The sequence below is a fragment of the Patescibacteria group bacterium genome, from assembly GCA_041662665.1.
Classification (GTDB): domain Bacteria; phylum Patescibacteriota; class JABMPQ01; order JABMPQ01; family JAQVVF01; genus JAQVVF01.
In genome coordinates this window covers 190,481-215,842 of sequence record JBAZSC010000001.1, presented here as the reverse complement: position 1 = coordinate 215,842, position 25,362 = coordinate 190,481, and the positions used below count along the sequence as shown (strand labels likewise).

Annotated in this window: 24 protein-coding genes and 2 tRNA genes; 19 read left to right on the top strand and 7 right to left on the bottom strand. The window is 31.1% G+C overall.

Features of this window, described 5'->3' with window-relative positions; all coding sequences use genetic code 11:
* Positions 1–10 precede the first annotated feature (10 nt).
* Both WC663_01145 and WC663_01140 read right to left on the bottom strand, forming a co-directional pair.
* Positions 11–1,063, bottom strand: coding sequence for a type IV pilus twitching motility protein PilT (locus tag WC663_01145; GenBank protein ID MFA6295937.1), 1,053 nt, complete (start codon positions 1,061–1,063; stop codon positions 11–13).
* A 172-nt stretch (positions 1,064–1,235) separates the two neighbouring features.
* Positions 1,236–1,697 carry a regulatory protein RecX gene (locus tag WC663_01140; GenBank protein ID MFA6295936.1) on the bottom strand — a complete coding sequence of 154 codons (462 nt, stop codon included), beginning with the start codon at positions 1,695–1,697 and terminating at the stop codon, positions 1,236–1,238.
* A 44-nt stretch (positions 1,698–1,741) separates the two neighbouring features.
* Between WC663_01140 and WC663_01135 the strand changes: the two genes are divergently transcribed.
* The 8 genes from WC663_01135 (at position 1,742) to WC663_01100 (ending at position 9,009) form a co-directional block, all read left to right on the top strand.
* Positions 1,742–2,203, top strand: a complete 462-nt coding sequence (locus WC663_01135; protein MFA6295935.1) for a hypothetical protein — start codon at positions 1,742–1,744, stop codon at positions 2,201–2,203.
* 131 nt (positions 2,204–2,334) lie between these two features.
* On the top strand, positions 2,335–4,845 hold the full coding sequence (locus WC663_01130) for an ATP-dependent Clp protease ATP-binding subunit (protein MFA6295934.1): 2,511 nt from the start codon (positions 2,335–2,337) through the stop codon (positions 4,843–4,845).
* A gap of 31 nt (positions 4,846–4,876) precedes the next feature.
* Positions 4,877–5,584 (top strand): double zinc ribbon domain-containing protein, encoded by a 708-nt coding sequence (locus WC663_01125; GenBank protein ID MFA6295933.1) that lies wholly within the window; start codon positions 4,877–4,879, stop codon positions 5,582–5,584.
* An 82-nt stretch (positions 5,585–5,666) separates the two neighbouring features.
* Positions 5,667–5,752: transfer RNA gene (locus WC663_01120), tRNA-Ser, on the top strand.
* Between the two features lie 47 nt (positions 5,753–5,799).
* Positions 5,800–6,282, top strand: a complete 483-nt coding sequence (locus WC663_01115; GenBank protein ID MFA6295932.1) for a hypothetical protein — start codon at positions 5,800–5,802, stop codon at positions 6,280–6,282.
* Positions 6,263–6,919 carry a TRIC cation channel family protein gene (locus WC663_01110; protein MFA6295931.1) on the top strand — a complete coding sequence of 219 codons (657 nt, stop codon included), beginning with the start codon at positions 6,263–6,265 and terminating at the stop codon, positions 6,917–6,919. The genes WC663_01115 and WC663_01110 overlap by 20 nt, the downstream gene beginning before the upstream one ends.
* A gap of 5 nt (positions 6,920–6,924) precedes the next feature.
* Positions 6,925–8,118 carry a M23 family metallopeptidase gene (locus WC663_01105; protein MFA6295930.1) on the top strand — a complete coding sequence of 398 codons (1,194 nt, stop codon included), beginning with the start codon at positions 6,925–6,927 and terminating at the stop codon, positions 8,116–8,118.
* Between the two features lie 15 nt (positions 8,119–8,133).
* Entirely contained in the window at positions 8,134–9,009 is an 876-nt protein-coding gene (locus WC663_01100; protein ID MFA6295929.1) for a hypothetical protein, read from the top strand.
* Positions 9,010–9,068: 59 nt separating this feature from the next.
* Here the strand turns inward: WC663_01100 and WC663_01095 are convergent, their stop codons facing one another.
* From WC663_01095 to WC663_01080, 4 genes are all read right to left on the bottom strand, one after another.
* Entirely contained in the window at positions 9,069–9,869 is an 801-nt protein-coding gene (locus tag WC663_01095; protein ID MFA6295928.1) for a transporter substrate-binding domain-containing protein, read from the bottom strand.
* A gap of 17 nt (positions 9,870–9,886) precedes the next feature.
* Entirely contained in the window at positions 9,887–10,222 is a 336-nt protein-coding gene (locus WC663_01090) for an MliC family protein (GenBank protein ID MFA6295927.1), read from the bottom strand.
* Between the two features lie 19 nt (positions 10,223–10,241).
* The gene (locus tag WC663_01085) at positions 10,242–11,636 is read right to left on the bottom strand and encodes a glutamate decarboxylase (GenBank protein ID MFA6295926.1); all 1,395 of its coding nucleotides are present in this window, start codon (positions 11,634–11,636) and stop codon (positions 10,242–10,244) included.
* Positions 11,637–11,754: 118 nt separating this feature from the next.
* Positions 11,755–13,173: an amino acid permease gene (locus tag WC663_01080; GenBank protein MFA6295925.1), complete on the bottom strand. Its 1,419-nt coding sequence runs from the start codon at positions 13,171–13,173 to the stop codon at positions 11,755–11,757.
* A 199-nt stretch (positions 13,174–13,372) separates the two neighbouring features.
* Between WC663_01080 and WC663_01075 the strand changes: the two genes are divergently transcribed.
* The 3 genes from WC663_01075 to WC663_01065 are packed head-to-tail and all read left to right on the top strand — an operon-like array spanning position 13,373 to position 15,798.
* Positions 13,373–14,812 (top strand): discoidin domain-containing protein, encoded by a 1,440-nt coding sequence (locus WC663_01075; GenBank protein ID MFA6295924.1) that lies wholly within the window; start codon positions 13,373–13,375, stop codon positions 14,810–14,812.
* On the top strand, positions 14,809–15,465 hold the full coding sequence (locus WC663_01070) for a GAP family protein (protein MFA6295923.1): 657 nt from the start codon (positions 14,809–14,811) through the stop codon (positions 15,463–15,465). The genes WC663_01075 and WC663_01070 overlap by 4 nt, the downstream gene beginning before the upstream one ends.
* A gap of 9 nt (positions 15,466–15,474) precedes the next feature.
* On the top strand, positions 15,475–15,798 hold the full coding sequence (locus WC663_01065) for a hypothetical protein (GenBank protein ID MFA6295922.1): 324 nt from the start codon (positions 15,475–15,477) through the stop codon (positions 15,796–15,798).
* A 67-nt stretch (positions 15,799–15,865) separates the two neighbouring features.
* Here the strand turns inward: WC663_01065 and WC663_01060 are convergent, their stop codons facing one another.
* The gene (locus WC663_01060) at positions 15,866–16,837 is read right to left on the bottom strand and encodes a hypothetical protein (protein MFA6295921.1); all 972 of its coding nucleotides are present in this window, start codon (positions 16,835–16,837) and stop codon (positions 15,866–15,868) included.
* Positions 16,838–17,004: 167 nt separating this feature from the next.
* Here WC663_01060 and WC663_01055 point away from each other — a divergent pair, with 167 nt between their 5' ends.
* The 8 genes from WC663_01055 to recG all read left to right on the top strand — a co-directional run bounded on the left by WC663_01055 (position 17,005) and on the right by recG (position 25,272).
* Positions 17,005–18,390, top strand: a complete 1,386-nt coding sequence (locus WC663_01055; GenBank protein ID MFA6295920.1) for a cation-efflux pump — start codon at positions 17,005–17,007, stop codon at positions 18,388–18,390.
* A 6-nt stretch (positions 18,391–18,396) separates the two neighbouring features.
* Entirely contained in the window at positions 18,397–19,116 is a 720-nt protein-coding gene (locus WC663_01050; protein ID MFA6295919.1) for a DUF922 domain-containing protein, read from the top strand.
* Between the two features lie 68 nt (positions 19,117–19,184).
* Complete coding sequence (locus WC663_01045; GenBank protein ID MFA6295918.1) at positions 19,185–19,724, top strand: hypothetical protein; 540 nt, start codon at positions 19,185–19,187, stop codon at positions 19,722–19,724.
* 126 nt (positions 19,725–19,850) lie between these two features.
* Positions 19,851–19,922 (top strand) — tRNA-Arg (locus WC663_01040).
* Positions 19,923–20,156: 234 nt separating this feature from the next.
* Positions 20,157–21,533, top strand: a complete 1,377-nt coding sequence (locus WC663_01035) for a MurT ligase domain-containing protein (protein ID MFA6295917.1) — start codon at positions 20,157–20,159, stop codon at positions 21,531–21,533.
* A 104-nt stretch (positions 21,534–21,637) separates the two neighbouring features.
* Positions 21,638–22,357, top strand: coding sequence for a glutamine amidotransferase (locus WC663_01030; protein ID MFA6295916.1), 720 nt, complete (start codon positions 21,638–21,640; stop codon positions 22,355–22,357).
* A gap of 45 nt (positions 22,358–22,402) precedes the next feature.
* Positions 22,403–23,074 carry a hypothetical protein gene (locus WC663_01025; protein ID MFA6295915.1) on the top strand — a complete coding sequence of 224 codons (672 nt, stop codon included), beginning with the start codon at positions 22,403–22,405 and terminating at the stop codon, positions 23,072–23,074.
* A 62-nt stretch (positions 23,075–23,136) separates the two neighbouring features.
* Entirely contained in the window at positions 23,137–25,272 is a 2,136-nt protein-coding gene (gene recG, locus WC663_01020; GenBank protein ID MFA6295914.1) for an ATP-dependent DNA helicase RecG, read from the top strand.
* Positions 25,273–25,362: the final 90 nt, after the last annotated feature.

Below are 25,362 nucleotides of genomic sequence, written 5' to 3'. Positions count from 1 at the left end.
ATACTACTCGTTATAATAGCATACTCAAATTTTTCTGATCAATTGCATAAGCTAAGGCATTTTCTTTGCTGATTATTTTTGATTTAACCAATTCTGCTAATGAAGTATCTAAAGAAATCATGCCTTCTTGTTTGCTGGTTAAAATTATATTGTTTAACTGATATGTTTTGCCTTCGCGAATTAAGTTTCTGGCTGCAGCATTGATTTTTAAAACTTCGGCAACAACAATACGGCCTGGCTTGTCGATTCTTGGAATTAGTCTTTGAGATATCATGCCCAATAATGAACTAGCTAATTGAAATCGAATTTGTTCTTGTTGATGAGGCGGAAAAACACCAACCATACGGTCAATTGTATCGGCAGCGTTATTAGTGTGTAAAGTTGATAAAACTAAATGACCTGTTTCTGCCAAAGTTGCAGCTGTTGATATTGTTTCCAGATCTCGCATTTCACCGACAAAGATAACGTCTGGATCCTGACGCAAACAAGATTTTAAAGCTTGCGGAAAAGAATGAGTATCAAGATGGACTTCGCGCTGATCAATTAAGCATTTGTCTTGAATAAAAGTATATTCAATTGGATCTTCAATAGTAATAATATGATCTGACCTTTGCTTGTTAATATAGTCAACCATTGCAGCGACTGTTGTTGTTTTTCCATGACCAGCAGGACCGCAAGAAATGAAAAAACCTTGTTGAGCACTCGCAAAACTTTTTAAAATTTCTGGCAAATTTAATTCTTCAAAAGTTTTAACTTTTGCAGGAATTAATCTTAAAGATGCAGCTAGATAGCTTTTTTGAAAATAGGCATTAACACGAAATCTGCCTTGATCATTATAAGCGTATGAAAAATCAAACTCTTTATCTTGCATCAGAATTTCTTTTTGTTCATTTGTTAACAAACTCAAAACTAGATTTTCTGTTGTTTCTGGTGTCAGTACTTCTTGATTGGCAATTGGAATTAACTTGTCATCAACTCTGATTGTCGGTGGCTTGCCAACTGTGATGTGGAGATCAGATGCATTTTGTTTTATAACTTCTGCTAAAAGCTCTTGAAGTTGCATATTTAAAAATATAAAAAACTAAAAATATAAAAATTTTGTGGAAAAAATGTATTCAGTTGTTAATTTTGATTTTCAATGTTAATAAGTTCTTAGATATAATATAGCAAATAATAATAATTTCATCAATTAAGATACCCACAAGTATTAGAAAACAGAAAACAGAAAACAGAAATTAGAAATTTTCGATAATCTCTAATATTGTTGTGCTGGAAAAACCTTTGCTGTTTAAATAATAACCTAATTTGCGATAGATTGTTTTTTTGTCTTTAAATTTTAATTCACGCATTTTTTTGTCTGCTAAAATTTTGGCTAATTCTATTTCTTTTTCATCTGGATAATTTTCATCCAAAACTTGACTGGCTAAATCTTTACTAATCCCCTTTTTAACTAATTTTTTATAGCATAACATTCTGCCACATGGTCTGTTTTTTAATTCAAATTCTAAAAAGGTTTTCCCATATTCATTATCATTAAGATAATTTTTGTCTTTTAAATATTTTATGACTTGAGTAATTATTTCTGGCTGGCAGTTTTTCTTTTTTAATTTATCTTCAATTTCAAAAACAGTTCTTGGATATTGAGCAAGAAGCTTTTGTGAATAAATTATGGCTTGATTTAGTTGTTGATTTAACATATTGTTTAATGTATTGTTCTTTCCACAAAAAGGAGGGAGAGAAGATGACAGGACCATTCAAGGATGAATGTCAAGTAATGATGGAAAGATTGGAAGAGATTGAAAGAATGGATTGCTTGACATCTCAGGATTATGCACAAAGAAGAAATACCTTAAAGAGGTTTTATGAGGAAGAAAGCGGGTTGGTGCCAATGGTTTCTTTGCCCTTTGATCTTACTCATGGTTTTCGACAAATATTCGTGAAATTTTTTCCAAATGGCAAAGTAATTGTTTGTTTCACATTTTATCACCATAATTGCGAAGTACAAAACGGAAATGACTATTTGATTGATCAACAATATGATCTTTGTGATATTGATGGAAATTGTCGAGGAGAAAGTGTAATGAAAATGCTCAGTTTTGCTGAAAGAGGAGCTAGAAATTCATTGGAAATTGCTCAAACAACTTTAGATACTATTCTGACAGCACGATCAACATTTGTACGTAAACGACTAAGCTCTTTGTGAGGCTATCTTGCCTCTTTTTTTATTATATAACAATTGAACTATGAAGCAATGAAGCAAAAAAAACAATCTGACAATTAGTCTTGAATTTTTGATAATTCTGTAATATAATTATCGAGACTAATTTAAACCAAATGATTGACGAAATACCAAAGATATTAAATAAATTTTCAACAAATTTGAAAGAAGCAATCAATATTGCTTTTTCAACTGCACAAAAGTCTGGAACTAATCAATTAAGTTCTGATTTTTTATTGTATGGACTAGCCTCCCAAAAAGGCGGAATTGCTGCTGAAATTTTAAAAAATTCTGGATTAAAAATTAATGAATTGGAAGTAAAAATTATCAAGCAAAAAGATAATTCTAATAATGCAAATTTAGGAAAATTATTGAGTAACAAAAATAAAACTTCTGAAAAAGATGATGATTTTGTATCATTAACTGACGATACAAAAAATTTGTTGCTAAAATCATTTTCATGCGCGAATAAACATAATCATAAATTCATTGGAACTGAACATTTATTATGGGCAATTTTACAAATTAAAAAGTGCCAAGCTTTTGTTTTATTGCGCGAATTGAAATGCGATCTCAAATATATTATTGAGCAATCAGACATTATGCTGAAAAATACTGAAAAATTTGCTGACATGACCAAGCATTATGAAGGATCGAATAAAAAGGACAAAGAAGCGTTGAGTTTTTATTGCAATGATATTTGCGATAAAAATTTCTTGAAAAATTGCGATAAAATTGTCGGACGAGAAAAAGAGATAGATCGAATTATTAATATTTTAGGCAGAAAACATAAAAATAATCCTCTACTAATTGGCGAGTCTGGAGTTGGAAAAACAGCCATTATTTTTGGATTAGCAAAAAAAATATTTGAGAAAAAAGTGCCTGGTTTTTTGAAAGATAAAAAAATCTTTAAATTAGATTCAGCAAAATTGATTGCTGGAACTGTTTTTCGCGGTGAATTTGAAATGAGATTGAAAGCATTGATTGATGAATTATCACAAAATAAAAATGTGATCTTGTTTATTGATGAAATAAATTCCATTATCTCAATGGGCCAATCAAATGGCGCTTTTGATGCCGGAAGTATTTTGAAACCTGCAATGTCGTCCAATGATTTGCAAATTATCTGTACTTCTTCTTTTGCTGATTACAAAAAAACAATTGAGAATGATAATGCATTAGTACGCAGATTTCAGTTAGTTAAAATTGTTGAGCCAAGTGAAATAGAAACTATAAAAATATTAAAAGGATTAAAAAATAATTTTGAAAAATTTCATCGAACAAAAATTTCTGATGATGCACTTGAAAGCGCTGTTTCTTTATCAAAGAGATATTTGCATAATCGATTTTTGCCTGATAAAGCAATTGATGTTTTGGATGAAACTTTATCGCGTTTAAAAATCGAACATGGCAAAACAATTATAAATGGCGAACTTTCGACTCTATCTCAAAAACTTGATGAAATTAAATTAATTAAAGAGAAAAAAGTCAAAGAAGAAAAATTCAAAGATGCTTTAATTTTGAAAAAAGAAGAATTAGCTTTGCATGAAAAATTGAATGAAATTTTAGATGATACAAATACTTGGCCAGAAATATTTAGTTCCGATATTGCCAAGACATTATCATTAATGACAAATATTCCACTTGATACATTAGTAACAAAAGAAAAAGAAAAATTATTAAATTTGGAAAATATTTTAGGCAAGAAAGTAATTGGTCAAGAACAAGCAATTGAGCTAGTTGCAAAATTTATAAGACGCTCAAGAGCTGGAATTTCTAGTCCGAATCGACCAATTGGCTCTTTCCTATTCTTAGGTCCAACTGGAGTTGGAAAAACAGAATTAGCCAAAGTTTTGGCAATGGAAGTTTTTGGAAACATTGATGATTTGATCAGAATTGATATGTCAGAGTTTAGCGAAAAATTTAATATTTCCAAATTAATTGGCGCTCCAGCTGGATATATTGGCTATGAAGAAGGCGGAAAATTAACAGAAGCCATAAAACGCAAACCGTATGCTGTTGTTTTGTTTGATGAAATTGAAAAAGCTCATCCAGATGTTTTTAATTTATTTTTGCAAGTTTTAGATGATGGCGTATTAACAGATGCTGCAGGCACAAAAGTTGATTTCAAAAATACGATAATTATCATGACATCAAATACTGGAACAAAATCGATAACTAAAAATGCAGTTGGCTTTGGCGAGACTGAAAAATATAATCCAGAAAATTTTGACAAGACTTATGAAGATTATAAAAAAGAAATTTTGAGCGATGTAAAAAAAGAATATCGTCCAGAATTTTTGAATAGAATTGACAGAATTGTAATTTTCAAACCGCTAAGTCCTGAATCAATCAAGAAAATTATTGATTTGCAAATTAAAGAATTGCAAAAAAGATTATGGAATAAAAAAATCAAAATTGCAGTTTCTGATTTAGTTAAAAAAGAAATTGCTGATAAAGGTTTTGATTTTGAAAGAGGCGCTCGCCCTTTGCGAGGTACAATTGGCGAAGTGATTGAAGATCCATTGGCTGAAGGAATAATTTCGGAAGAATTTGGCGAGAATGCTATTATCAAGATTGAAAAAAATAAAAATGGAATCGTGTTGAACAAATCGAACAAGTTATAAAGTTCATAAAGTTTTTAAAGTTTATAAAGTTTTGCTAAAACAAATTAAAAATTTTTGCTTAGATATACTATTCCCTATTGAATGTATTTCCTGTGGTGATGAGGGTAAATTTTTGTGCGACCATTGTTTTTTGGATATTGAATTAAATGAAAAACAAGATTGTCCAAAATGCCATAAAACAACAAAGCTTGGAAATTTTTGCAAAGACTGTGAAAAGACTTCAAGACTAAATGGCATTATTGTTTCAGCAACTTATGAAAATGATCTGCTACAAAAAGCAATTCATACTTTGAAATATAAATATATTCAGGATTTGTCTAAACCATTGTCAAAAATTTTGATTTTTGGATTGAAGAAAACTATATTTAAAGAAAAAATTGATCATGAATTTATAATTTTGCCAATTCCTTTGCATAAAAATAGATTAAGAGAAAGAGGTTTTAATCAATCCGAACTTTTATGTATTGAAGTAGCAAAATATTTTAAATTGATTTATTTAAATGATGTTTTATCTAGAACTAAAAAAACAAAATCGCAAATGAGCTTAAATCCAATTTATCGGCGAAAAAATATCAAAGGCGCATTTTTTTGCGATAAGCCAGAATTCATTAAAAATAAAAAAATAATTTTGGTTGATGATGTTTGCACGACTTCAGCTACATTAGAAGAATGCGCTAAATCTTTTTATGATTTTGGCCCTTCCGAAATTTGGGGATTGGTTTTGGCGAGAGGAAAATAGATGGGCTTGATTTTAAGCTAGAAATAAGATAATATAAAAAAGAAATTTAGTTATTTGTAATTTAGTTATTTTTAATTCATATGGAGAGGTCTCCTAGTGGCTATGGAAGGAGTTTGCTAAACTCCGCTCCTTTATTGGGGCTCGTGGGTTCGAATCCCACCCTCTCCGTCTTTGCCCGCCGAAGCTTTATCAAGTGAAGTTTATACATCTACAGTATGGCAAAACAAGAAACATCAAGCTTTGTAAAGGAAATTACGCGAGTAGCTTATTTTTCTTACGAACCTTTTATACAAAAATATTCTTTTGTAAAAAAATATTTAGAAAAATATGATAAACCCAGAGAAGAATGGATTTTATATATAACATCGGCTGGACTAGGATATGCCCTATCTAGAAAGGAAGTCTATCCCAATGAGCATAACGAATTAATAGAATCAGTATCAAACATCGGTGGTTTAAAAACATTGGTTAGCAATTTTACTAAATTTAGACAGAATAATAAAAAATTTGATTCGATAAATATGGGTTTTTGGGTTTTATCAAACATTAAAAAAGGTAAACCTACGATTGAAGAATTAGAAAAATTCCCTGCTGATATTAATAAAATATTAGACTCTACAATATCGGAGTATGAATCAAAAAGATTGAAAAACAAATCAAAAATAAAAACAAAAAAATATGCTAATTGGCCAATTTGAATTACCGTTATATTTTGAAGTCATTGCTGTATTTTTATTAGCAATTACTGGAGCAATGGTTGCTTCTGAAAAAAAATATGATTTTTCTGGAGTTTTTGTCTTAGCATTTATTACTGGTGCAAGCGGCGCGATCATTAGAGATGGCGTTTTTTTATCGCAAATGCCGGTAATTATTGAAGATTGGCAGTATCTTGCTTCAATTTTAGTGGCAACAATAATTACGCCAATTTTTATTTATTATATTAAGAAAATAAATTTAGTTTTTATAATTATTGATGCATTGGGCTTGGGATTGTTTGCAATTATTTCTACGCAAATGGCATTGAAAAATGATTTGAATATTTTGGCAGCAGTTTTAATTGGAATGGTTGGAGCAGTTAGCGGAGGTTTTTTGCGCGATATTTTTACCAAAAGCGAGCCATTGCTTTTAAAGCCTGGCCAATATTACATTACTGCTTCTTTAGTTGGAATAATACTTTTTGCTATTTTGACTTCCTATATTAGTGTAAACGCGCAAATTTCTGCGATATTGAGCATTGCTTTGATATTTTTAATCAGGATGCTCTCTTATGCTTTTAACTGGCGAACCTTTCCGGCAATTAATCTTTCGCAAAAAATATTTAAAAAAAATAAATAAAAAATATGTACAAACAAAAATCACTATCAAAATTCCTTTTTTGTATAATTGTTTTTTGCGCAATCTTTTTTCTAACTCAGTATTCTTGTGCAGAAACGATAGCTGAACCTGATCCAGAAACTGATGGTTTGACCTACACTTTGCCAGATAATGCCTCGCCAATTAGATTAAGCTTGCCGGCAAACATTGAAGATATTTTTTACAGTGACAAAACTGGCTTAGTAGGTTTCGGCTTGCATGCTGGCGGACATATTGAAGGACTTGATCATGTTTGGATTGAATTAAAGCCTGGTACGCCTGTAAAAAGCTGGGCGGATGGCACTGTACAAGATATTTACGAGAATGGCGGAGAATATTTTATTGAAATTAATTATGGAAAAAATTTGATTGGCACGCATATGGAAATAATGACGCCTTATGTTTCTAAAGGACAAAAAGTGAAACGAGGGCAGTACGTTGGTTTAGGGATGAGTTATGATCCAGATCAATCAAGTGCAGAATTTGAACTGGCGGACTATGGCCGTACAGATGGTGTTAAAATTAGTTTTCTTAGTGCTACTTTTCCTTATGCTTTATTATCCAGCACAAAAAGGAATATAGGCTATTTGGTTTCTCCATATGATTACTTAAAACCTAAAGCAAAAACAAAATTAGTCAAAGCTTACAAAAAATATGTACTAAAACCTTATTTGCAAACAGGCGTTGATCCATCAGTATTGTTTGAGCCTTACGAATATAAATTAACCAATAAAATTAATTTGGCAAAAAGAAAAAAAGACAAAATCAATGGCGTTTGGTACAGCTTGAAAACATGGGAGTATGGATATCCAAATGACATTATGACTTTTGTGACAGCAAATACAAAATATTTTAAAGGCACGAAAGTTTTGGGCACTGATGATGAAGATGAAGGCAATGGTGATGCAAATTGGTATATTAATGGAACTTGCCAAGTAAATTACAAAAAGCGCCAAATTCATATTATCAGCCAAGACAGTAGTAAAGAATCCGGCACAAGAGAATATTTTGGCATTTTTAAAATTAAAGATTGGAAATATGGACGACAAAAATTGACGATTGAATATCAAGAAGGCTCATATCCGACTGCATTTAGCGCTAATGCATTAAAGTATGCTTCTCGCAAAAACCTTCAACGACGGGCAGATGCAGTTTTGTTAGGAGTGAGAAATACTTTATAAATTAGTTTAAAATAAATGAAAAAAATAATTATTTTGTCAATCATTCTGCCATTAAGTTTTATTTTCCTGCATGTTTCTAAAGCAGAAGCCAAGGCAAAAATTACTATTAATGTTGATAAAACAGAAATTACGCAAGGTGAAAAAGTCCGAATTTATGGCAGAATAAAACCTGTGCAAACAAAGGTTTTGATTAAAATTAAGAAAGCCGAACAAATTAATGGAAAGTATAAAAAATTCACATCAACAAAAACAAATAAAAAAGGAAAATATTCCAAAAAAGTTTCGTTAACGTCTGGCATTAAATATCTTAGAGTGACTTATTTATATAATGATAAAAAAATAAAGAGCAAGAAAAAAACCGTAACTATTTTTATGCCTTTTTCTTTGGTAACTCCTTATGTCAATGAAAGCCAAATTTTTTCTGTTCCAGAAGCTTATAGTCTGTCTCCAAATGCACCATGGGGTTTTGTGCATCCTGGAGTTGATTTTATGATTGATGCAACTTTAATTCCTTTTCAAGCCGTGACAGATGGCTATATTACTAACTACACAGCTGCCAAAGAATCTGGACAAATGGGCTGGCATGTTGGTTTTGGCATTGAACATTTAGACTACACTCCAGCATATAATTTTGAAACTTTTTCACAAGATGATGCTATTGGCCAAATGCAGATTGCTAATGTTTTTGTCCAAGACGGACAATTCGTAAAGCAAGGAGATTTGATTGGAAATTTGGTTTATGGCGGTGAAAGCGCACATGTTGATTTTGGCGTTGGATATGGCGGAAGCAGAGTTTGCCCAGAATCATATTTCACATCTGATGCTCAAGCTTCAATAATGCGCTTGATAACTAAAGATCATCCAACTTGGCCGATGTGCTATACTGAATAAATAATTAAATAATAAAAAAACGCCAGAAAATTTCTTGGCGTTTTTGTTTTTAAAAATTTCTAATATGGATTGTTGATATATGGCACATACTGCTGATAAATCTTGGCTAGAGTTCCATCATTTTTTATTTTGTCAAAAGCTTTTTGCCAGTCGCGAACTATTGCAGTTGATGTTCCTTTTGACATAGCGATGTAAAATTGCGTTTCCATAACTTTGTAAATTGGCTTGATGTCTGTCAGAGAATAGCCTGCAGATTGAGCCAAATTGCCGACAGTCATGTCAGTAAAAATTGAAAGATCCGCATCTTTGTTAATCAATTGTGTAATATTCTTCTTGGGATCAATAGAGCTTTGTAAATTATTAAAGCCTTGGTCCTTCAAATATTGTTCTGTAAACCATGAAGAACAAGTAGCAATATTTCCTGCTTTTTTGGCATCTGCTAAATTGTTAATTTGCAAAGTTGAATCTGCTGGTGCATAAAAATAAGTGGTGTTTTTTCCTAATGGACCAACCCAATTAAATAAATGTTCTCTTTCTTTTGTTCTTTCAGTGCTGAACAAAACTGTATTAGGATTATCTAGCGCTTTTGCATAAGCATCGCTCCATTTTAAAAGCTTGATATCATAATTAACATCAAGTTTTTTCATGATTTCTTCAACAACTTCTGTAGCGATACCTGTTATTTTACCATCTTTTTCATAAGTAATCGGCGGATATTCTTCAGTCAGCAAAGTTAATTTGGTATTTTTTACTGAACTGACTTGTTGCCAGAGATAAATAAATGATCCAAAACCGATAATTAGTAAAAGAATCAGCAATGTTAATAAAACTTTTGAAGATTCTGTTTTTTGTTTTGGCATAATAAAATTATTTTAGATTATTTGGTTTTGCATTTGTCAAAAGTAATTTTGCCATTTTCAGTTAAAGTCGCACCATTGCCCTTGCCCCAAAAAATTGTTTTTTCTCCTCTGTTAGCATAGCGTTCTCCATCAGCTGATTTTGTTTGTGGCAAAGTTAAATTGCGGTTGTCGCTTAAAGTTAATTTGATTTTGCTTTGATAAAATTTTGCACTAATAGTTTTACTGTCATTACAGGTATACGTTACGGAGTTAATTTGTTTGTTGACATCTAAATAGTGCCAGACAATTACTCCAATTACGATAGCTACGATAATCACTATTAAAACAGTGATCCCTGTTTTTGATTTTGCCATGTTTTAAAAAATATTTATTTTAACAAATTTTGTGTGTCGTATCTTCAGCTTTTACGCCTTTGCTAAATGTTTTGACAGCTCCTTGCAAGAATTTATAAGCGTCCATGACATCGTTAAACAAAATATCAATCATGTCTTTGCTCAAGTTTTCTCTAACAACAACTCTGAAAATTACTATGTCTTCAGCATTCTTTGGCAAGGTATAGGCGGAAATTATCCAGCCACGTTGACGAATTTTGTCCACTAAATCATAAAGGGTGAACTTTTCTTTCTTTTTTAATTTAACAGCAACTACTGGCAAAAGTTGAGAAGGATTCAATGATTCAAAATAACCGGATTTAATCATTTTGTCGGATAAATATTTTGCATTGTCAACGCAGTTTTTCATTATTCTAGTATATCCTTCTCTGCCTAAACGCAAGAAATTATAATATTGGGCGATAACAGTTGATCCGCCGCGCGAGAAATTCAAGGTGTAGGTCGGCATGTCTCCGCCTAGATAATTAACTTTAAAAACAATGTCTTGCGGAACATCTTTTTCATCGCGAAAAACTAACCAGCCAAGGCCTGGATAAACTAGGCCATATTTATGACCGCTAACATTAATTGATTTAACTTGCTCTAATCTGAAATCCCATTTTAATTCCGGATAAACAAATGGCGCGATAAATCCGCCGCTTGCTCCGTCAACATGGATTGGAATATCCCAGCCTTTTTCTTTTTTTATTTTTAATAATAAGTCATTAATTTCTTCAATTGGATCATGCTGTCCAGTAAATGTTGTGCCTAGTATTGCGCCAACGCAAATTGTATTTTCATCAATTCTTTTCTCAACCTCCTCTGCCGAAATAACAAAGCGATCTTTTTCCATTGGAATCATTCTTTCTTCAACATCAAAATAACGGGCAAATTTTTCCCAACAAACATGGACATCAGCGCCATAAACAATGTTTGGTTTGTTGTATGGTTTTTTCTCTTTTTTTCTGCGATTAATCCAAGACCATTTGTGAGCTAAAAGGCCTAGCATGATTGCTTCTGACGAACCAATTGTGGCAGTGCCAACTGAATTTGATCCTTCTGGGCTATTAAATAACCTTGCCATCATATTAACCATTCTTTCATGAATTTTTTCGGTTTGCGGATATTGATCATGGTCAATGAAATTTTTACTATTGCATTCAGCAATTAATTTATCTGCTTCTGGTTCCATCCAAGTTGTACAAAAGCTCGCTAAATTCAAGGAAGGATTGCCATCCATGTTTAATTCATCATGAATTAATTGATAAGCAGCATTTGCAGGCATTTCCTTTTCTGGAATTTCGTATTTTGGAATTGGTTCATGAAAATAACGTTGGCTGTAAGTTGATGAATGGCCTTTGCTAATTTCACTTTGTTTCTTTTTTTTATGTAACATAATTATTTATTATTCTTGTAAAAATGTTTTCAGTTCATCCGCGTGCAATCCGTTAAATCCGCGGTATGCGGATTCATACGGATAAAACGCGGATTTTACGGATATCTTCAATCAATGATTAGTCTATTTTAATTGTTTTTTTCCAAGATTTTTTTCTAAAAGCATAAACAATAAATGGAATGAATCCTAAGACAATATAACCGATAACTAAAAGTCCGACATAACGACCGACACTGCCAGTTGAAATTTGCGATGGCGGGAAAAAGCCAAAAAATATTGCTGATAAACAAGCGAGACTTCCAATGCCAGCAATTATCCACATACCGATTTTTCCTCCAGGAACTTCATAAGCACGTTTTGTATTTGGCTGGCTGTATTTTAATTTAATGGCTGCAGCAAACATTATGATGTAAACTGTTAAATATAAAATTGCAGCTAGAGCTGTCAGAATCCAGAATGAACTGCTAACTGAAGGCATAAGCATAAACACACAAGCGATTATTGAAACTAAGATTCCTTGAACAATCATAATATGAACTGGCATTTTATTTTTGTTCATTTTTTGAAAAAAAGGAGGCAAATCACCATTTTGAGCAGTAACTAATAAACCTCGACTTGGTCCAACAATCCATGAGCTAACTTGAACAACCATGCCAGGTGCTGCTAGAAGAGCAATGATTGGAACTAACCAGCCAAGATTAAATTTGTTTAAAACTGCTAAATAGGTCTGCATTATGCCGGCAGTTAAACTTAATTCTGATGTTGGAATAATCAAGGCAATTGCTAATGAACCAAAAAGAAAAATTGCTGTAACAATTAAAGCAGCAATAAAAATTGCTTTTGGATAATCTTTGGTTGGATTTTTGACTTCCATTGCATGAACACCAGAAACTTCCATACCAGCGAAAAATAAGAACATGCCAGTTAATAAAACAAAATTGTTAACTTTGCCAAGATCAGGAATCAAAGCCTCTAAATCAACTGTTAAGGCAAAATCTTGTCCGCTGAATATCCAAGCTAGACCCAAAACAAATAGCAATACACCTGGAAAAATTATGCCTAAAATTGTTCCAATACTTGTGAATCTTCCAGAAACTTTCATGCCGCGCAAATTTATTAAAACTGATAACCAATAGACTATGATAATAACAGCTAAAGTATAATACTGGTTATTAGCTAATTCTGGTTTAACAAATAAATAAGCGATTACTGCGGCAGTTGCTGCAAGAGCAGTTGGATAAAAAACTAGATTTTGGACCCATTGTAGAATAATTGTCACAAAACCCATTTTTTCACCAAATGCTTCTCTGACCCAAACATAAATTCCACCGCCTTTTGGCCAGCCAGTTGCTAATTCTGCAGAAACTAAAGAGACCGGAATTAAAAAGAAGACTACTGAAACCATAAGGAAAAATATGACAGTTAAACCATATTCTGCCATTGTTGGTAGACCTCTAAGACTGCAAATTAATGAGACATTGATCATTGCTAATGCAAAGACTCCCAAAAACTTGCCTGTTTTTTGTGCTTTCGCCATAAATTTTGTTTTTTATTTTTAAAATATAATACGAATTTACGAATACATGCAAATGTTGCGAATATGCGAATCGTTGCGAATTTCACTTAAAATTAGTATAGCAAAGAATAAATTTTCTAACAAATAATTATATGATAATATGAGAATAGCGAATTCTAAATATTTTTAATTTTTGACTTTAGATTTTTAACTTAAAAATATGACAACAAAAACAATAAATCACGAAATTATTCCGCCAAAATTAAACAATAATCCAAGTTGGGATGTCATTGTGACAGAACTTGATCCTCTACTTTCATTTTTCAATGCAACTGGTGGGCCAAAAAATAGGCATTATGAAATTCAATTAGATACGAATAAAAATTTTGATTCTAAAAATTTAATTGAATATAAAAATGTGCCAGAAAATGGCGAGTTTGTAACTGATAAAAAAATTGAAAAAGAAAATTCTTTGAAGGACAAACAACAATATTATTGGAGAGTTCGAGCAATCACAGAAACAAGCAAAAGTGATTGGACTGTTTCTCGTTTTTTTGTAGACATTGAATCAGATGATCATTTTATGAATTTGACGCGAGCAAAAGTAAAAGATATCGAAGTCTCTGGAGGCTATAATGCCAAAAATATTATTGATTATGATGATCCAGGTTTAGTAACTTTTTGGCAAAGCCCACCACCTTGCGAAAATCAACATTTTGTAAAATTTGATTTAGGAAAACCAATTGAAATTTCACGAATTTGGATGTTATCCACACCCACTGATGCAGATGGCTGGCTCAAAAATTTTGTTTGGCAGACAAGCAATGATAATAAAACTTGGACAGAAATTTCTGGTACAGAATTTAAAAATAATGATACATTTAGAAATATTATTGATTTTAAACCAGTAACTGCTCGTTATTTTAAATTATTAATTAAAGAATTTATTGGTTATGCAGCACAACTAAATGAAATAATATTATATTCACCTGGCAAGCCAAAATTGCCAACTGTACCAGAAAAAGATTATGTTTTAATTGTTGGAAATGAACATAATGGTTTTACTTTTACTGATTTAGCAAAACATATTGAAGGATTAAATTTTAATTTAAAAACTGTTACTGTTCCCTATTTTGAAGTATCGATGGAGATGTTGAACAGCCTAAAAAATAAACCAAAAGCAATTATCCTATCTGGCAATAATGCTGATTATCCAAATCTGCCAATGTTTGAACATAATGGCGAATTTGAAATTATCAGGCAAACTGACATTCCATTGCTTGGAATTTGCGCTGGCCATCAATTTTTGGCAATGGCTTATGGATATACAAGAGCAAGGTCTATGGGCTGGTCTGATATTTCGGCGATTGAACCAAAAACTCGCATGACAAAAATAAAGCTTGAGAAAAAAGATCCAATTTTTGAAGGATTTAAAGATAATTTTACAGCACCAGAAGTTCATAGCTGGGAAGTTGCTGAGCCTGCCGAAGAATTCGAGGTAATTGCAAAATCAACTTATGTCCAAGCGCAAAAAAGCACTAGACGATTTATTTATGGCGAGCAATTTCATGCAGAAATTCATGTGCCATATAATCAAGGAAAAAAATATATTGAGAACTTTTTGAAAATGGTTTTAGAAAATAAAAACAAAATTATATGATGGAATTACTTGCAAAAATAATTCCGCTTGATATAGCGGCAACATTGAGTCCAGGAATTTTAGCAATTGCTTTGTTGCTCTTGGGCAATAAAAAAAATCCAAAGACAAAAACTCTTGTTTTTCTTCTTGGTTCTTTAATAATTGGAATTGGCATTACTATACTCGGCGTTGTTTTAGCACAGATTGCTTCACCTGATCAAAAACCGACTTTGGTTTCAGCAATTATTGATTTAGTAGCAGGATTAGCTTTTATAATTTTTGGCATTAAAGTTTTGATTACGAAAGAAAAGAAAGTTGATAAAAGCAAAACTCATGAATTATCATTGTGGAAGATATTTTTAATTGGTGTTGTAATCACTGTTACTAATACTGATGCTGATTTATTTAATTTTATTGCTGCTAAAGAAACTGTTAGCGCTCCAGACATTGATATTTTTTGGAAAGTTGTTTTCTTGATAATGAATTTATCCTTTTTTGTTTTAGCGATAACCTTGCCTTTATTTTTTTATTTACTTTTTCCAAAATTGGCGGCCAAGCCACTGGCGAAACTTAATATTTTGGCAATGAAATATAGTCGTTTTATAATGTTTGTTTTGTTTGCGATTTTTGGAATATACTTCGCCTATCGCGGAATTATGTTTTTTATTAAATAATATAAAATTATGACAGATGTAAAAAAGGAAAATATTATTGGATTAAGTTTTATGAGCGCTATTGGATTAACAATCTATATCGCCTTAGTAACATTAATAATGAATAATGCGGAAAAGGTTTTTGGTTCGATGAAAAATTATTTAGGACCGGTTGCTTTTCTACTACTTTTTGTTTTATCAGCAACAGTTACTGGATCTTTAGTATTTGGAAAACCGATAATGCTGTATCTTGAAAAACAAAAAACAGAAGCTGTTAAATTATTTTTGTTTACTGTTGGCTGGATTTTTGTGATTACTTTAGTTGTATTTGGATTATTAATTTTATTAAGGTAAAATATTTTTAATATTAAAAAACGCCAGAAAATATTTTGGCGTTTTTGTTTACTGAATTTAATATATTTTATTTTTTTGCTTTCTTTTTATTTTTATAATGGTGATAGATCTTGCCAGCAATTGCAGTGATCATTAAAATTATACCAAGAACTAATAGGACTTTGTAAACTAAATAGATGGAATTGATCTGCTGATTAAAGGCATCATAAACTGCTTGAGCAAATAATTGGATCAGAAAATTACTGCTGTCAGCTAAATTTTTTAAAGAAGAATGGATTAAATAATTATGAGCGCGATTAAATATGTAAAAACCTGGAATACTAGTTAACAAGATTAAAAGTCCTGGTGTAAAAACTCTGCCCCATGCATAGCTAAAAAATATGGCGCCGAAAAATAGTATGAAAGAAATGAAAAATAATAAGGATGAAATTAAAACATATTTGCGATGCAATTCAGGAGAATAAATTTTTGGAAAATTAATTTTGTCAGTCAATTCTTTTTGCCATTGATCGCGGTCAGTAGCATTGGTCAATCCTTTGTCTTGAATCTCTTGCAATGAATTAGCTATTTCTTTGTAAATTGCAGTTTCTATTTCTTTTGAATATTTATCAATTTGATTTTTATCTATCGAAAAATCGAGACCTTTAATTGGCTGAATTTTTTCGCCACTTTGTTCTGAAGTTTGTTTCGAAGCTTCTTCTGAAGTTTTAGCTAATTTATCTAATTCATTTTTTGCTTCGTTTAAAATTATTTTGACGTAATTTTCATTTGTTGCTAAAAATTGATTGGCAAGCTGAAAAAAATCAGTCAATTCTTTTTGCAAAGAAGTTTGAATATTCGTTGTCATTTGATCTACGACATTTTTCTTGGATACGATCTGGCTAAAATTATAGATAAGAAGTGCTGAAACAAAAAAGATGAAAAATAATAAACTCGATACCCATTTTAAATCAAGATACCAAGATGGTCGTTCTTTTTTAGTAAATTCAGGAAATAATTTTTTTACTTTTACCCAAAAATCCGATTGCTTTTTCTTCATAATGTTTAGTTTAATTTTTGTTTTAATAATTTTTAAGATTTATAAATAATATAACATAAGAAGAAAGATTTAACAATTAGTAAAATAATGTTAAAATTTTATTAATAAGAAATTGACAAAATCGCATTTAATGATATTATTCACGTTAATATTGAATTTTATATTTTATGTCGCATAACCATATAAATCACAAAAAAGAGAATGTTGCCTTAAGTTCTGTAATCGCAAGTTTTTTAATGACTGCAATGAAATTAGTTGTTGGTATTTTAACTGGCAGTATGGGCATTATTTCTGAAGCTGCTCATTCAGCTTTAGATTTGGTGGCAGCTGTTATGACCTATTTTGCGGTAAAAATTGGCGACAAACCTGCAGATTCTGATCATCCATATGGCCATGGAAAAATAGAAAGCGTGTCAGCATTGATTGAAACTGGATTATTATTTCTAACAAGCTTTTGGATTATTTATGAAGCTATTAAAAGATTAATTGAACATGATACAGAAGTCCATGCAACATGGTATGCTTTTGTGATTATCATTATTTCAATAATAATTGATATTTCAAGGTCTAGAGCATTATACAAAGTCGCAAAATCAACAAATAGCCAAGCTCTGGAAGCTGATGCTCTGCATTTTAATTCTGATATCTATAGCTCGGCAGTTGTTTTATTAGGCTTGGTTTTTGTAGCTTTCGGTATAAAAGGTGCTGATTCAATCGCAGCAATTGGCGTAGCAGTCTTTGTTCTTATTGCAGGATACAGATTAGGAAAAAGAACAATTGATGTCTTGGTTGATACTGCACCAAAAGGCGTCAAAGAAACTGTTGATGAAATTATTTTAAAATCAAATGAAAAAATAATTGCTGATTATATTAGAGTTAGATCATTAGGTCCAAATATTTTTATTGATATGGGTATAAAAATTAGCCGAAGACTTTCACTTGAAAAAGTTGATGAAATTGTAAATGGCCTAAAAACAGAAATTAACAAAAAAGTGCCTGGTTCGGAAATAGCAATTCATACCAGCTCAATTAAAACCGAAGATGAAACAATAGTTGAAACTATTCAAATATTATCTGCAAAAAATAGCATGTTTATTCATGACATTGTCGTTGAAAATTTGGATAATAATAAATTTGTGAGCTTTGATTTAGAATTGCCGAATGATTTGACAGTAGAAGAAGCGCATGAAAAAGCAAGTTTATTAGAGAAATTAATCCAAGATGCTTTGGATTCCAAGATTGAATTAAATATTCACATTGATCCAATTGTTACAAAAGAATTGAAAAGTGAAAAAATTTCTGATGCAGAACTTTCAACAATAAATCAAAAAGTGCAGGAATTAGCTAAGAATTTTGATAAATTAGCTGATGTTCATAATATTTCTGCTCGCAAAATTAATGGCAAATTATATATTACTATGCATTGCTATGCTGATAATAATTTATCTTTGGAAGAATCTCATGCACAAGCAACAAAATTAAAAAATATTATTCGCGAAAATATTACAAATGTGGAAAGAGTAATTGTCCACGTTGAACCAAAAAATAAATAAAATAAATTGCAAAAAAATAATTTAAAAACAAAACCAAATAATGGCAAATTTTTTTTGATTTTAATAATTGTTCTTTTGATTGCTTTTTGGATGACAGCTATTTTCGGATTAACTTTTTTTGCATGGAAAGCTTATCCAATTTTTCTAGCGTCAAAAAATAAAGAAGCTACAATTCAAAATATTGAAGAAAAAAATCAAGAAAAAGCTGAAGTTGTTGTTAATGACAAACTAGTTGAGGAAATTAAAACTACTTATTATGACATTTCTGGTTTTACTGCGGAAGAATTAAACAAGCAAATGCAAGAATTAGGTCCAGAATCAACAAGCACTGAAAGATATTATGCAATGGCTAATTATGCAATTGATTGGACATTGCCTCTAAAAACTGGCAATGGATGCACTCCGGTAGATGCAGAAGTAAATATTGAATATATCATGCCAAAATGGATAAATTATGATGAAGCGTCAATTGACATGCAACAAAAATGGAATACTTTTTATGCTCTTTTAGAAAAGCATGAACAGAATCATGGCGAAATTGCAAAACAAGAAGGCGAAAAATTTCTGCAAGAAATTAAAAACATTACTAATTATAATTCGTGCCAAGAATTTGACGATAAAGTTTATCCGATCCAGGAAAAATATTTAATTGAACTTTCTCAGCTTGAAGATGCATATGATGTTGAAACTAATCATGGAGAAACAGAAGGCGTTACATTATATTAAATTGATTTTAATATAATTTTGTTTTGTGTTATAATATTAATAGATTTGTTATATTTTAATTTAGAAATATGCCAATAAAATTATCAGATAAACCTGTCGAACAGACAGCAACTACTGAAAAAGTTTTAGCTTTTAAAAAAGAAGATGTTTTGATGAAATGGGAAGCAAGAGAATTCATTCAATATGATCGAAATCCGGCTTGGATTTTGGTTGTTTATATTTTAGCTGCATTAACTTTGGTCTATGCAATATGGACAATGAATTTTTTGTTTGCTGTTTTAATTGTTTTGTTTACTATTGTAATTGTCATTTATACGCAAAGAAAACCAAATATTTTGAAAGTTGCAATAATGAAAAAAGGCTTCAAAATTAATGATACTTTATATACATATGAAGATGATTTAGATAATTTTTGGATCTTATACAATCCACCTGATTTAAAAGTTTTGAATTTTAAAAGAAAGCAATCTTTATTTCCAGCATTAGTTATTCAGCTTGAAGATCAGAATCCATTGAAAGTAAGAGAAATGCTATTGAAATTTTTACCTGAAGATTTAAATCAAGACGAAGGTACAATTGATAAATTTTCAAGAAGAATAGGTTTCTAATACACGCGGAAAAACGCGGAAGCTAACGCGGAAAACGCGGAAACTGACGAGAAGTCCCAAAAACTTGATTTTTAGTGAGTATAATGTAAAATATAGATGATGTTTAAACATCATCTTTTTGTTTAGGCCCTCATAGCTCAACGGATAGAGCGTGAGATTGCGGATCTCAAAATAGAAGTTCGATTCTTCTTGAGGGCAATTAAAAAACACAGTGAGATTGAGGATCGAGAAAGTAAAAATTTTTGATGAAAAATTTTTACGGTCGATTCTTCTTGAGGGTAGTCATACTAATTTCTAATTTTCAATTTCTAATTTTTATTAAATTTTCAATTAATCAATTTCTAAACAATAATTTAATTTGGTTAAAGTTTTTAGAAATTAAAAATTAATAATTTAATAGAAATTAGTAATTAGAAATTGAAAATTTATAAAATGCGTCTTTTTTTAGCCATTATTATTGCTAAGTTAGCGTCTTTTTTTGTAAGAGCGTTAAATCGAGGTCAAGCAACTTCTTTGCCTGGTCTTTTGGCTCGAAAAATTGATCCACAAGTTTTGACAAAGTTAAGCGCAAAATTAAAAAAAGGCGTAATTATTGTTTCTGGAACAAATGGAAAAACTACGACTACAAGATTAATTTCAAATATTTTAAACGAAGAAAATTTTGAGTTTATCCATAATCGAGCTGGCGCAAATTTATTGTCTGGTGTGACTTCTAGCCTGCTCTCAAAATGTTCGTTAAATGGCAAATTAAATTATGATTGGGCGGTATTTGAAGTCGATGAAGCAACTGTGCCTTTGGTAGCCAAACAAACAAATCCAAAAGTTGTTGTGTTAATGAATTTATTTCGCGATCAATTAGATCGATATGGCGAGTTAGAAAAATTAGCAAAACTTTGGAAAGAGACAATTGATAATTTATCAGGCGAAACTAAAATTATTTTGAATGCTGATGATCCCCTTGTTTCAAGTATTGCTATAAATAAAAAGAATATCTTTTTTTACGGCGTTAATAATGAAAATTATAAAATAGAAAAAATAGCAGAATCTGCAGATTCAAAAAATTGTCCAAATTGTAAAGAGCCATTAGTTTATAGCGCTCTTTTTTATTCTCATATTGGCAAATATCATTGCCCGAAATGCGGATTAACTAGGCCTAATTTAAATTTGTCAGCAGAAGAAATTAAATTAAATAGTTTTAATGGATCTGATATTTTGATGCAAGAAGATGCAAAGAAAATAAGTGTCCATTTTCCTTTGCCTGGATTTTATAATATTTATAATGTCTTGGCTGCAGCTGCTTGCTGTTTAAATTTAGATATTTCTTTTGATAAAATAAAGTTAGGAATTGAAAAAACAAAAGCTGCTTTTGGAAGACTAGAAAAATTTAAGTTAGATAAAAATGATGCGATTTTAATGCTTGTCAAAAATCCAACTGGCTTTAATGAAGTAATCAAATTGCTTGAAACTGATGGCAAAAAAAAGAAAATGATTATTACTTTAAATGATAATATTCCTGATGGTCGAGATATTTCTTGGATTTGGGATGTTGATTTTGAAAGATTAATTAATTTTGTTGATTATGTTTTTGTGGCGGGCCAACGCGCTGAAGAACTTGTTTTAAGATTCAAATATGCTGGACTTGATTTGAATAAAATTGGCCTAGAAAAAGATTATGATAAACTTCTTGAAATGGCTAAAATGAAATTAGATGCTGGTGAAACTTTATATATTTTGCCTACTTATTCTTCCATGCTAGATTTAAGAAATATTATTGCGAAAAAGGGATACTTAAAACAAAGCTGGCTATAATTTTCAATGACCAATTTTCAATAAATGATCAATGTTCAATTTTCAAAGTCCTGTTGGAAATTGATAATTGAAAATTTATTGAAAATTGATAATTGATAATTTTTATGAAGTTAAATATTGGCTACTTGTATCCACGTATCATGAATATTTACGGCGACCGCGGTAATGTTTTAGCTTTTCAAAAAAGATGTGAATGGCGAGGAATTGAAACTGAAATAACTGATTTGGATGTTAATGCAAAAGTTAATATTGAAAAATTTGATTTTTATTTTTTTGGCGGAGGTCAGGATAAAGAACAAATTTTAGCGTCTAAAGATTTGAGAGAAAATAAAGCAAATTTGAAACAAGCAGCAGAAAATGGCGCTGTATTTTTAACTGTCTGCGGAGGATATCAATTATTAGGACATTATTATCAACCGCATCAAGGACCAAAATTATTGGGATTAGGAATTTTGAATGTTAAAACTTTAGCGAGCTATGATCGAATGATTGGAAATATATTGATCGAATCTAATTTGATTAATTCTAAAAAAATTGTTGGATTTGAAAATCATTCTGGAAAAACATATCTAGGCGAAGGCGTTGAACCATTAGGCAAAGTTTTGAAAGGTTGGGGTAACAATGGCGAAGATGGATTTGAAGGAGCAAGATACAAAAATGTTTTTGGAACATACATGCATGGATCTGTTTTGCCTAAAAATAATGAATTTTGTGATTTGCTGATTAAATTAGCTTTGAAAAGAAGATATGGAGAGGTTGAATTAAAAGAGCTTAATAATAATGTTGAAGAAAGGGCTCGACAATTAGCTGAAACTTTGAGATAATTATTTGTCCCAGAACAGAAGGAGAACAAGGAGGGTTCGATGAAGATGGTTAAAGTTTTGTCCTTTAAAGAGATAGAAGAACTTTTCAAAAAGTCTGACAAATCAGAACTTGAATATTTTTTAGCGATTGAGGCATTGGGTGGTGAGTATTTTTATGTTTATCGTGAATCTGATTATAAAGAAGAGACTGACCAATCTAGAATTCTGAAACGTGCAATGGCTATGCTTGATACAATGGCACGAGAATTAGCACAATTTGGCGTCATTCATCCAAATGACTGTCCTGAGCGACAAATTGGCAAGAAATTGCCTGATGCGCCAGAAGGAAAGAAATGGTACTGGCATTGGTTCTATGATATGCGCGAAGTATATTATCGCGAACTTTATAATCGCCTGCTTTGTCCAGCTTGTCCGTTTGATAAAGGATTCCTAGGTTTTCGTTATAACCATAGAAACTTCCCTTGCAATCACTTCAGAGCATTTAGACAGATTGCTTCAATGGCTGATGATGTTTTGTGCGGAGTAATGCATTATCAGAAAGTTCCAATTGAAATGTTACTGGTAGATATCTTTAGGATTAGCAATCGAGAATTGACAAGGGCTTTTCTTCGTAGAATATCAGATCTGGTTCATGATGACACACCCGAGCGAGCAATTGAAATTCTTCTAGATGAAACAGAGGCGAGAGCAAAAAGAGGGATTTATGGACAATGTTAATTTATTGATCTTTTAGAGCATGATATTGCTCTTTTTTTATTTTCTAGAGATAATAAGATAAGATGAAAAATGTTAGATTATCAACAAAATTGAATAGTTTGCGGAAATTTGATCTGAAGCATAAACGTGCTTTAGAAAGATTAGAATTGAAAACTGTTTCTGATCTATTTTTTTATTTTCCTTTTCGCTATGATGATTTTAGCAATATTACTTTAATCAAAAATTTAAAAATAAATGAGAAACAGACAATCAGAGGAATGATCAAATCAATAAAAAACAAGCCGACTTCAAAAAGATGGCTGACTTTGACTGAAGCGAAAATTTCTGATGAATCTGGCGATCTTAAAATTGTTTGGTTTAATCAGCCATATTTAGAAAAATATTTTCGCGTTGGGACATTTGTAACATTGAATGGCAAAGTTGAATTGAATTATAATTCGGTATCAATGAATTCCCCTGCTTTTGAAAAATTTAACGATGGGTCAGGAAAAATTTTGCCAGTTTATTCTGAAACAAATGGCATGTCTTCAAAATATTTAAGATTTATTCTAAGACCATTGCTAAAATTGTCGGATAAATTTGATGACTTTTTGCCAGAAGAAATTAAAGAAAAATTAAGCTTGATAAATTTAGGCGAGGCATTAAAACAAATTCATTTTCCAGATAATTTAGAAATTTTGAAAAAAGCAAGGTTAAGATTAGCTTTTGATGAATTATTTTTATTACAATTAAATAATTTATTAAAAAAGAAAAAATGGCAGGAAAATAAAGCATTTAAAATTAAATTTAATAAAGATTTAATTAAAAAATTTGTTGATTCCCTACCCTTCAAATTAACAAAAGATCAAAAGATATCAGCTTGGGAAATTTTCTTAGATTTAGAAAAAAATAAGCCAATGAATAGATTGTTGGAAGGTGATGTTGGATCTGGCAAAACTGTTGTCGCATTGATGGCAATGTATTTGATTGCGAATCAGAAAAAACAATCAATTTTAATGGCGCCAACAGAAATTTTGGCTAAACAACACTTTGAAACAATACAAAAACTCGTAGCGACAGGGCACTGCCCTGTCGCTACGCTGGCATTGTTGACTCGCGTTGATCGTAAATTCAATGACAAGACTGTCAGTAAAAAGATTTTGTTGAATAAAATTAAAAATGGCGATGTTGACATTTTGATCGGCACGCACGCAGTTATTCAAGAAGATGTAAAATTTAAAAATTTGGCTTTAACTGTAATTGATGAACAGCATCGTTTTGGTGTTGAGCAAAGAGCGAAATTAAAAAAATTGAACGCCGTAGCGACGTTGCATTGCAACGTTTCTACGAAAAAAACGCCGCATCTGTTATCAATGACAGCAACACCAATTCCAAGAACTTTAGCATTAGGACTTTATGGTGATTTGGATATTTCCATTTTGAAAGAAAAACCATTTGGACGAAAAAAAATTCTAACTAAATTAGTGGCACCATATAATCGAGATAAAGCTTATGAATTTATTAGAGAAAAAATAAAATTAGGCAGGCAGGTTTTTGTTGTTTGTCCAAGAATTAAGGCAGGCGAAGAAAAAAATGATGAAAAAGAATTTAGTCCTCAAAATAATCAATGGGATGATGTGAAAGCAGTTGAAGAAGAATATGAAAAATTAAGCAAAGAAATTTTTCCGGAATTTGAAATCGCAATGATGCACGGCAAATTAAAAAAAGAAGAAAAAGAAAAAACACTATTAAAATTTAAAAATAATGAAGTCAAGATATTAGTTTCAACATCTGTAATTGAAGTTGGAATTGATTTTCCAAATGCAACAATCATGATGATTGAAGGAGCAGAACGTTTTGGATTGTCACAACTTCATCAATTCAGAGGACGTGTTGGCAGAAGTGAAAAACAGTCTTTTTGCTTTCTGTTTTCTGATTCTATGTCACAAAAATCTTATGATAGACTAATGGCTTTGGTTGATTGCGATGATGGATTTGTTTTAGCAGAAAAAGATCTGGAATTGCGCGGTCCTGGTGAAGTTTATGGAATTAGGCAATCTGGTTTGCCTGATTTAAAAATGGCTTCTTTAATGGATGTAAATTTGTTAAAACTGGCAAAAGCAGAAGCAGAAAATTTTGTGGCGAAAAATGACATAAAAAAATTCCCTCTATTAAGGGAAAAAATGGCTGATTTTGACCAAATTACTCATTTTGAGTAAAAAGGACTTGCTTTATATTGATTTTGTTATATTATATTAACAAGTTGTTTTTCTCATGGTTTCCGGCTTTCCGCGAGAAACAGCGGAAGG

Excerpts from the sequence above, each read along its gene's own strand:
- WC663_01145 (MFA6295937.1), bottom strand. The coding sequence starts at position 1,063 with ATGCAACTTCAAGAGCTTTTAGCAGAAGTTATAAAACAAAATGCATCT.
- WC663_01140 (MFA6295936.1), bottom strand. The coding sequence starts at position 1,697 with ATGTTAAATCAACAACTAAATCAAGCCATAATTTATTCACAAAAGCTT.
- WC663_01135 (MFA6295935.1), top strand. The coding sequence starts at position 1,742 with ATGACAGGACCATTCAAGGATGAATGTCAAGTAATGATGGAAAGATTG.
- WC663_01130 (MFA6295934.1), top strand. The coding sequence starts at position 2,335 with ATGATTGACGAAATACCAAAGATATTAAATAAATTTTCAACAAATTTG.
- WC663_01115 (MFA6295932.1), top strand. The coding sequence starts at position 5,800 with ATGGCAAAACAAGAAACATCAAGCTTTGTAAAGGAAATTACGCGAGTA.
- WC663_01110 (MFA6295931.1), top strand. The coding sequence starts at position 6,263 with ATGCTAATTGGCCAATTTGAATTACCGTTATATTTTGAAGTCATTGCT.
- WC663_01105 (MFA6295930.1), top strand. The coding sequence starts at position 6,925 with ATGTACAAACAAAAATCACTATCAAAATTCCTTTTTTGTATAATTGTT.
- WC663_01100 (MFA6295929.1), top strand. The coding sequence starts at position 8,134 with ATGAAAAAAATAATTATTTTGTCAATCATTCTGCCATTAAGTTTTATT.
- WC663_01095 (MFA6295928.1), bottom strand. The coding sequence starts at position 9,869 with ATGCCAAAACAAAAAACAGAATCTTCAAAAGTTTTATTAACATTGCTG.
- WC663_01090 (MFA6295927.1), bottom strand. The coding sequence starts at position 10,222 with ATGGCAAAATCAAAAACAGGGATCACTGTTTTAATAGTGATTATCGTA.
- WC663_01085 (MFA6295926.1), bottom strand. The coding sequence starts at position 11,636 with ATGTTACATAAAAAAAAGAAACAAAGTGAAATTAGCAAAGGCCATTCA.
- WC663_01080 (MFA6295925.1), bottom strand. The coding sequence starts at position 13,173 with ATGGCGAAAGCACAAAAAACAGGCAAGTTTTTGGGAGTCTTTGCATTA.
- WC663_01075 (MFA6295924.1), top strand. The coding sequence starts at position 13,373 with ATGACAACAAAAACAATAAATCACGAAATTATTCCGCCAAAATTAAAC.
- WC663_01070 (MFA6295923.1), top strand. The coding sequence starts at position 14,809 with ATGATGGAATTACTTGCAAAAATAATTCCGCTTGATATAGCGGCAACA.
- WC663_01065 (MFA6295922.1), top strand. The coding sequence starts at position 15,475 with ATGACAGATGTAAAAAAGGAAAATATTATTGGATTAAGTTTTATGAGC.
- WC663_01060 (MFA6295921.1), bottom strand. The coding sequence starts at position 16,837 with ATGAAGAAAAAGCAATCGGATTTTTGGGTAAAAGTAAAAAAATTATTT.
- WC663_01055 (MFA6295920.1), top strand. The coding sequence starts at position 17,005 with ATGTCGCATAACCATATAAATCACAAAAAAGAGAATGTTGCCTTAAGT.
- WC663_01045 (MFA6295918.1), top strand. The coding sequence starts at position 19,185 with ATGCCAATAAAATTATCAGATAAACCTGTCGAACAGACAGCAACTACT.
- WC663_01035 (MFA6295917.1), top strand. The coding sequence starts at position 20,157 with ATGCGTCTTTTTTTAGCCATTATTATTGCTAAGTTAGCGTCTTTTTTT.
- WC663_01030 (MFA6295916.1), top strand. The coding sequence starts at position 21,638 with ATGAAGTTAAATATTGGCTACTTGTATCCACGTATCATGAATATTTAC.
- WC663_01025 (MFA6295915.1), top strand. The coding sequence starts at position 22,403 with ATGGTTAAAGTTTTGTCCTTTAAAGAGATAGAAGAACTTTTCAAAAAG.
- recG (MFA6295914.1), top strand. The coding sequence starts at position 23,137 with ATGAAAAATGTTAGATTATCAACAAAATTGAATAGTTTGCGGAAATTT.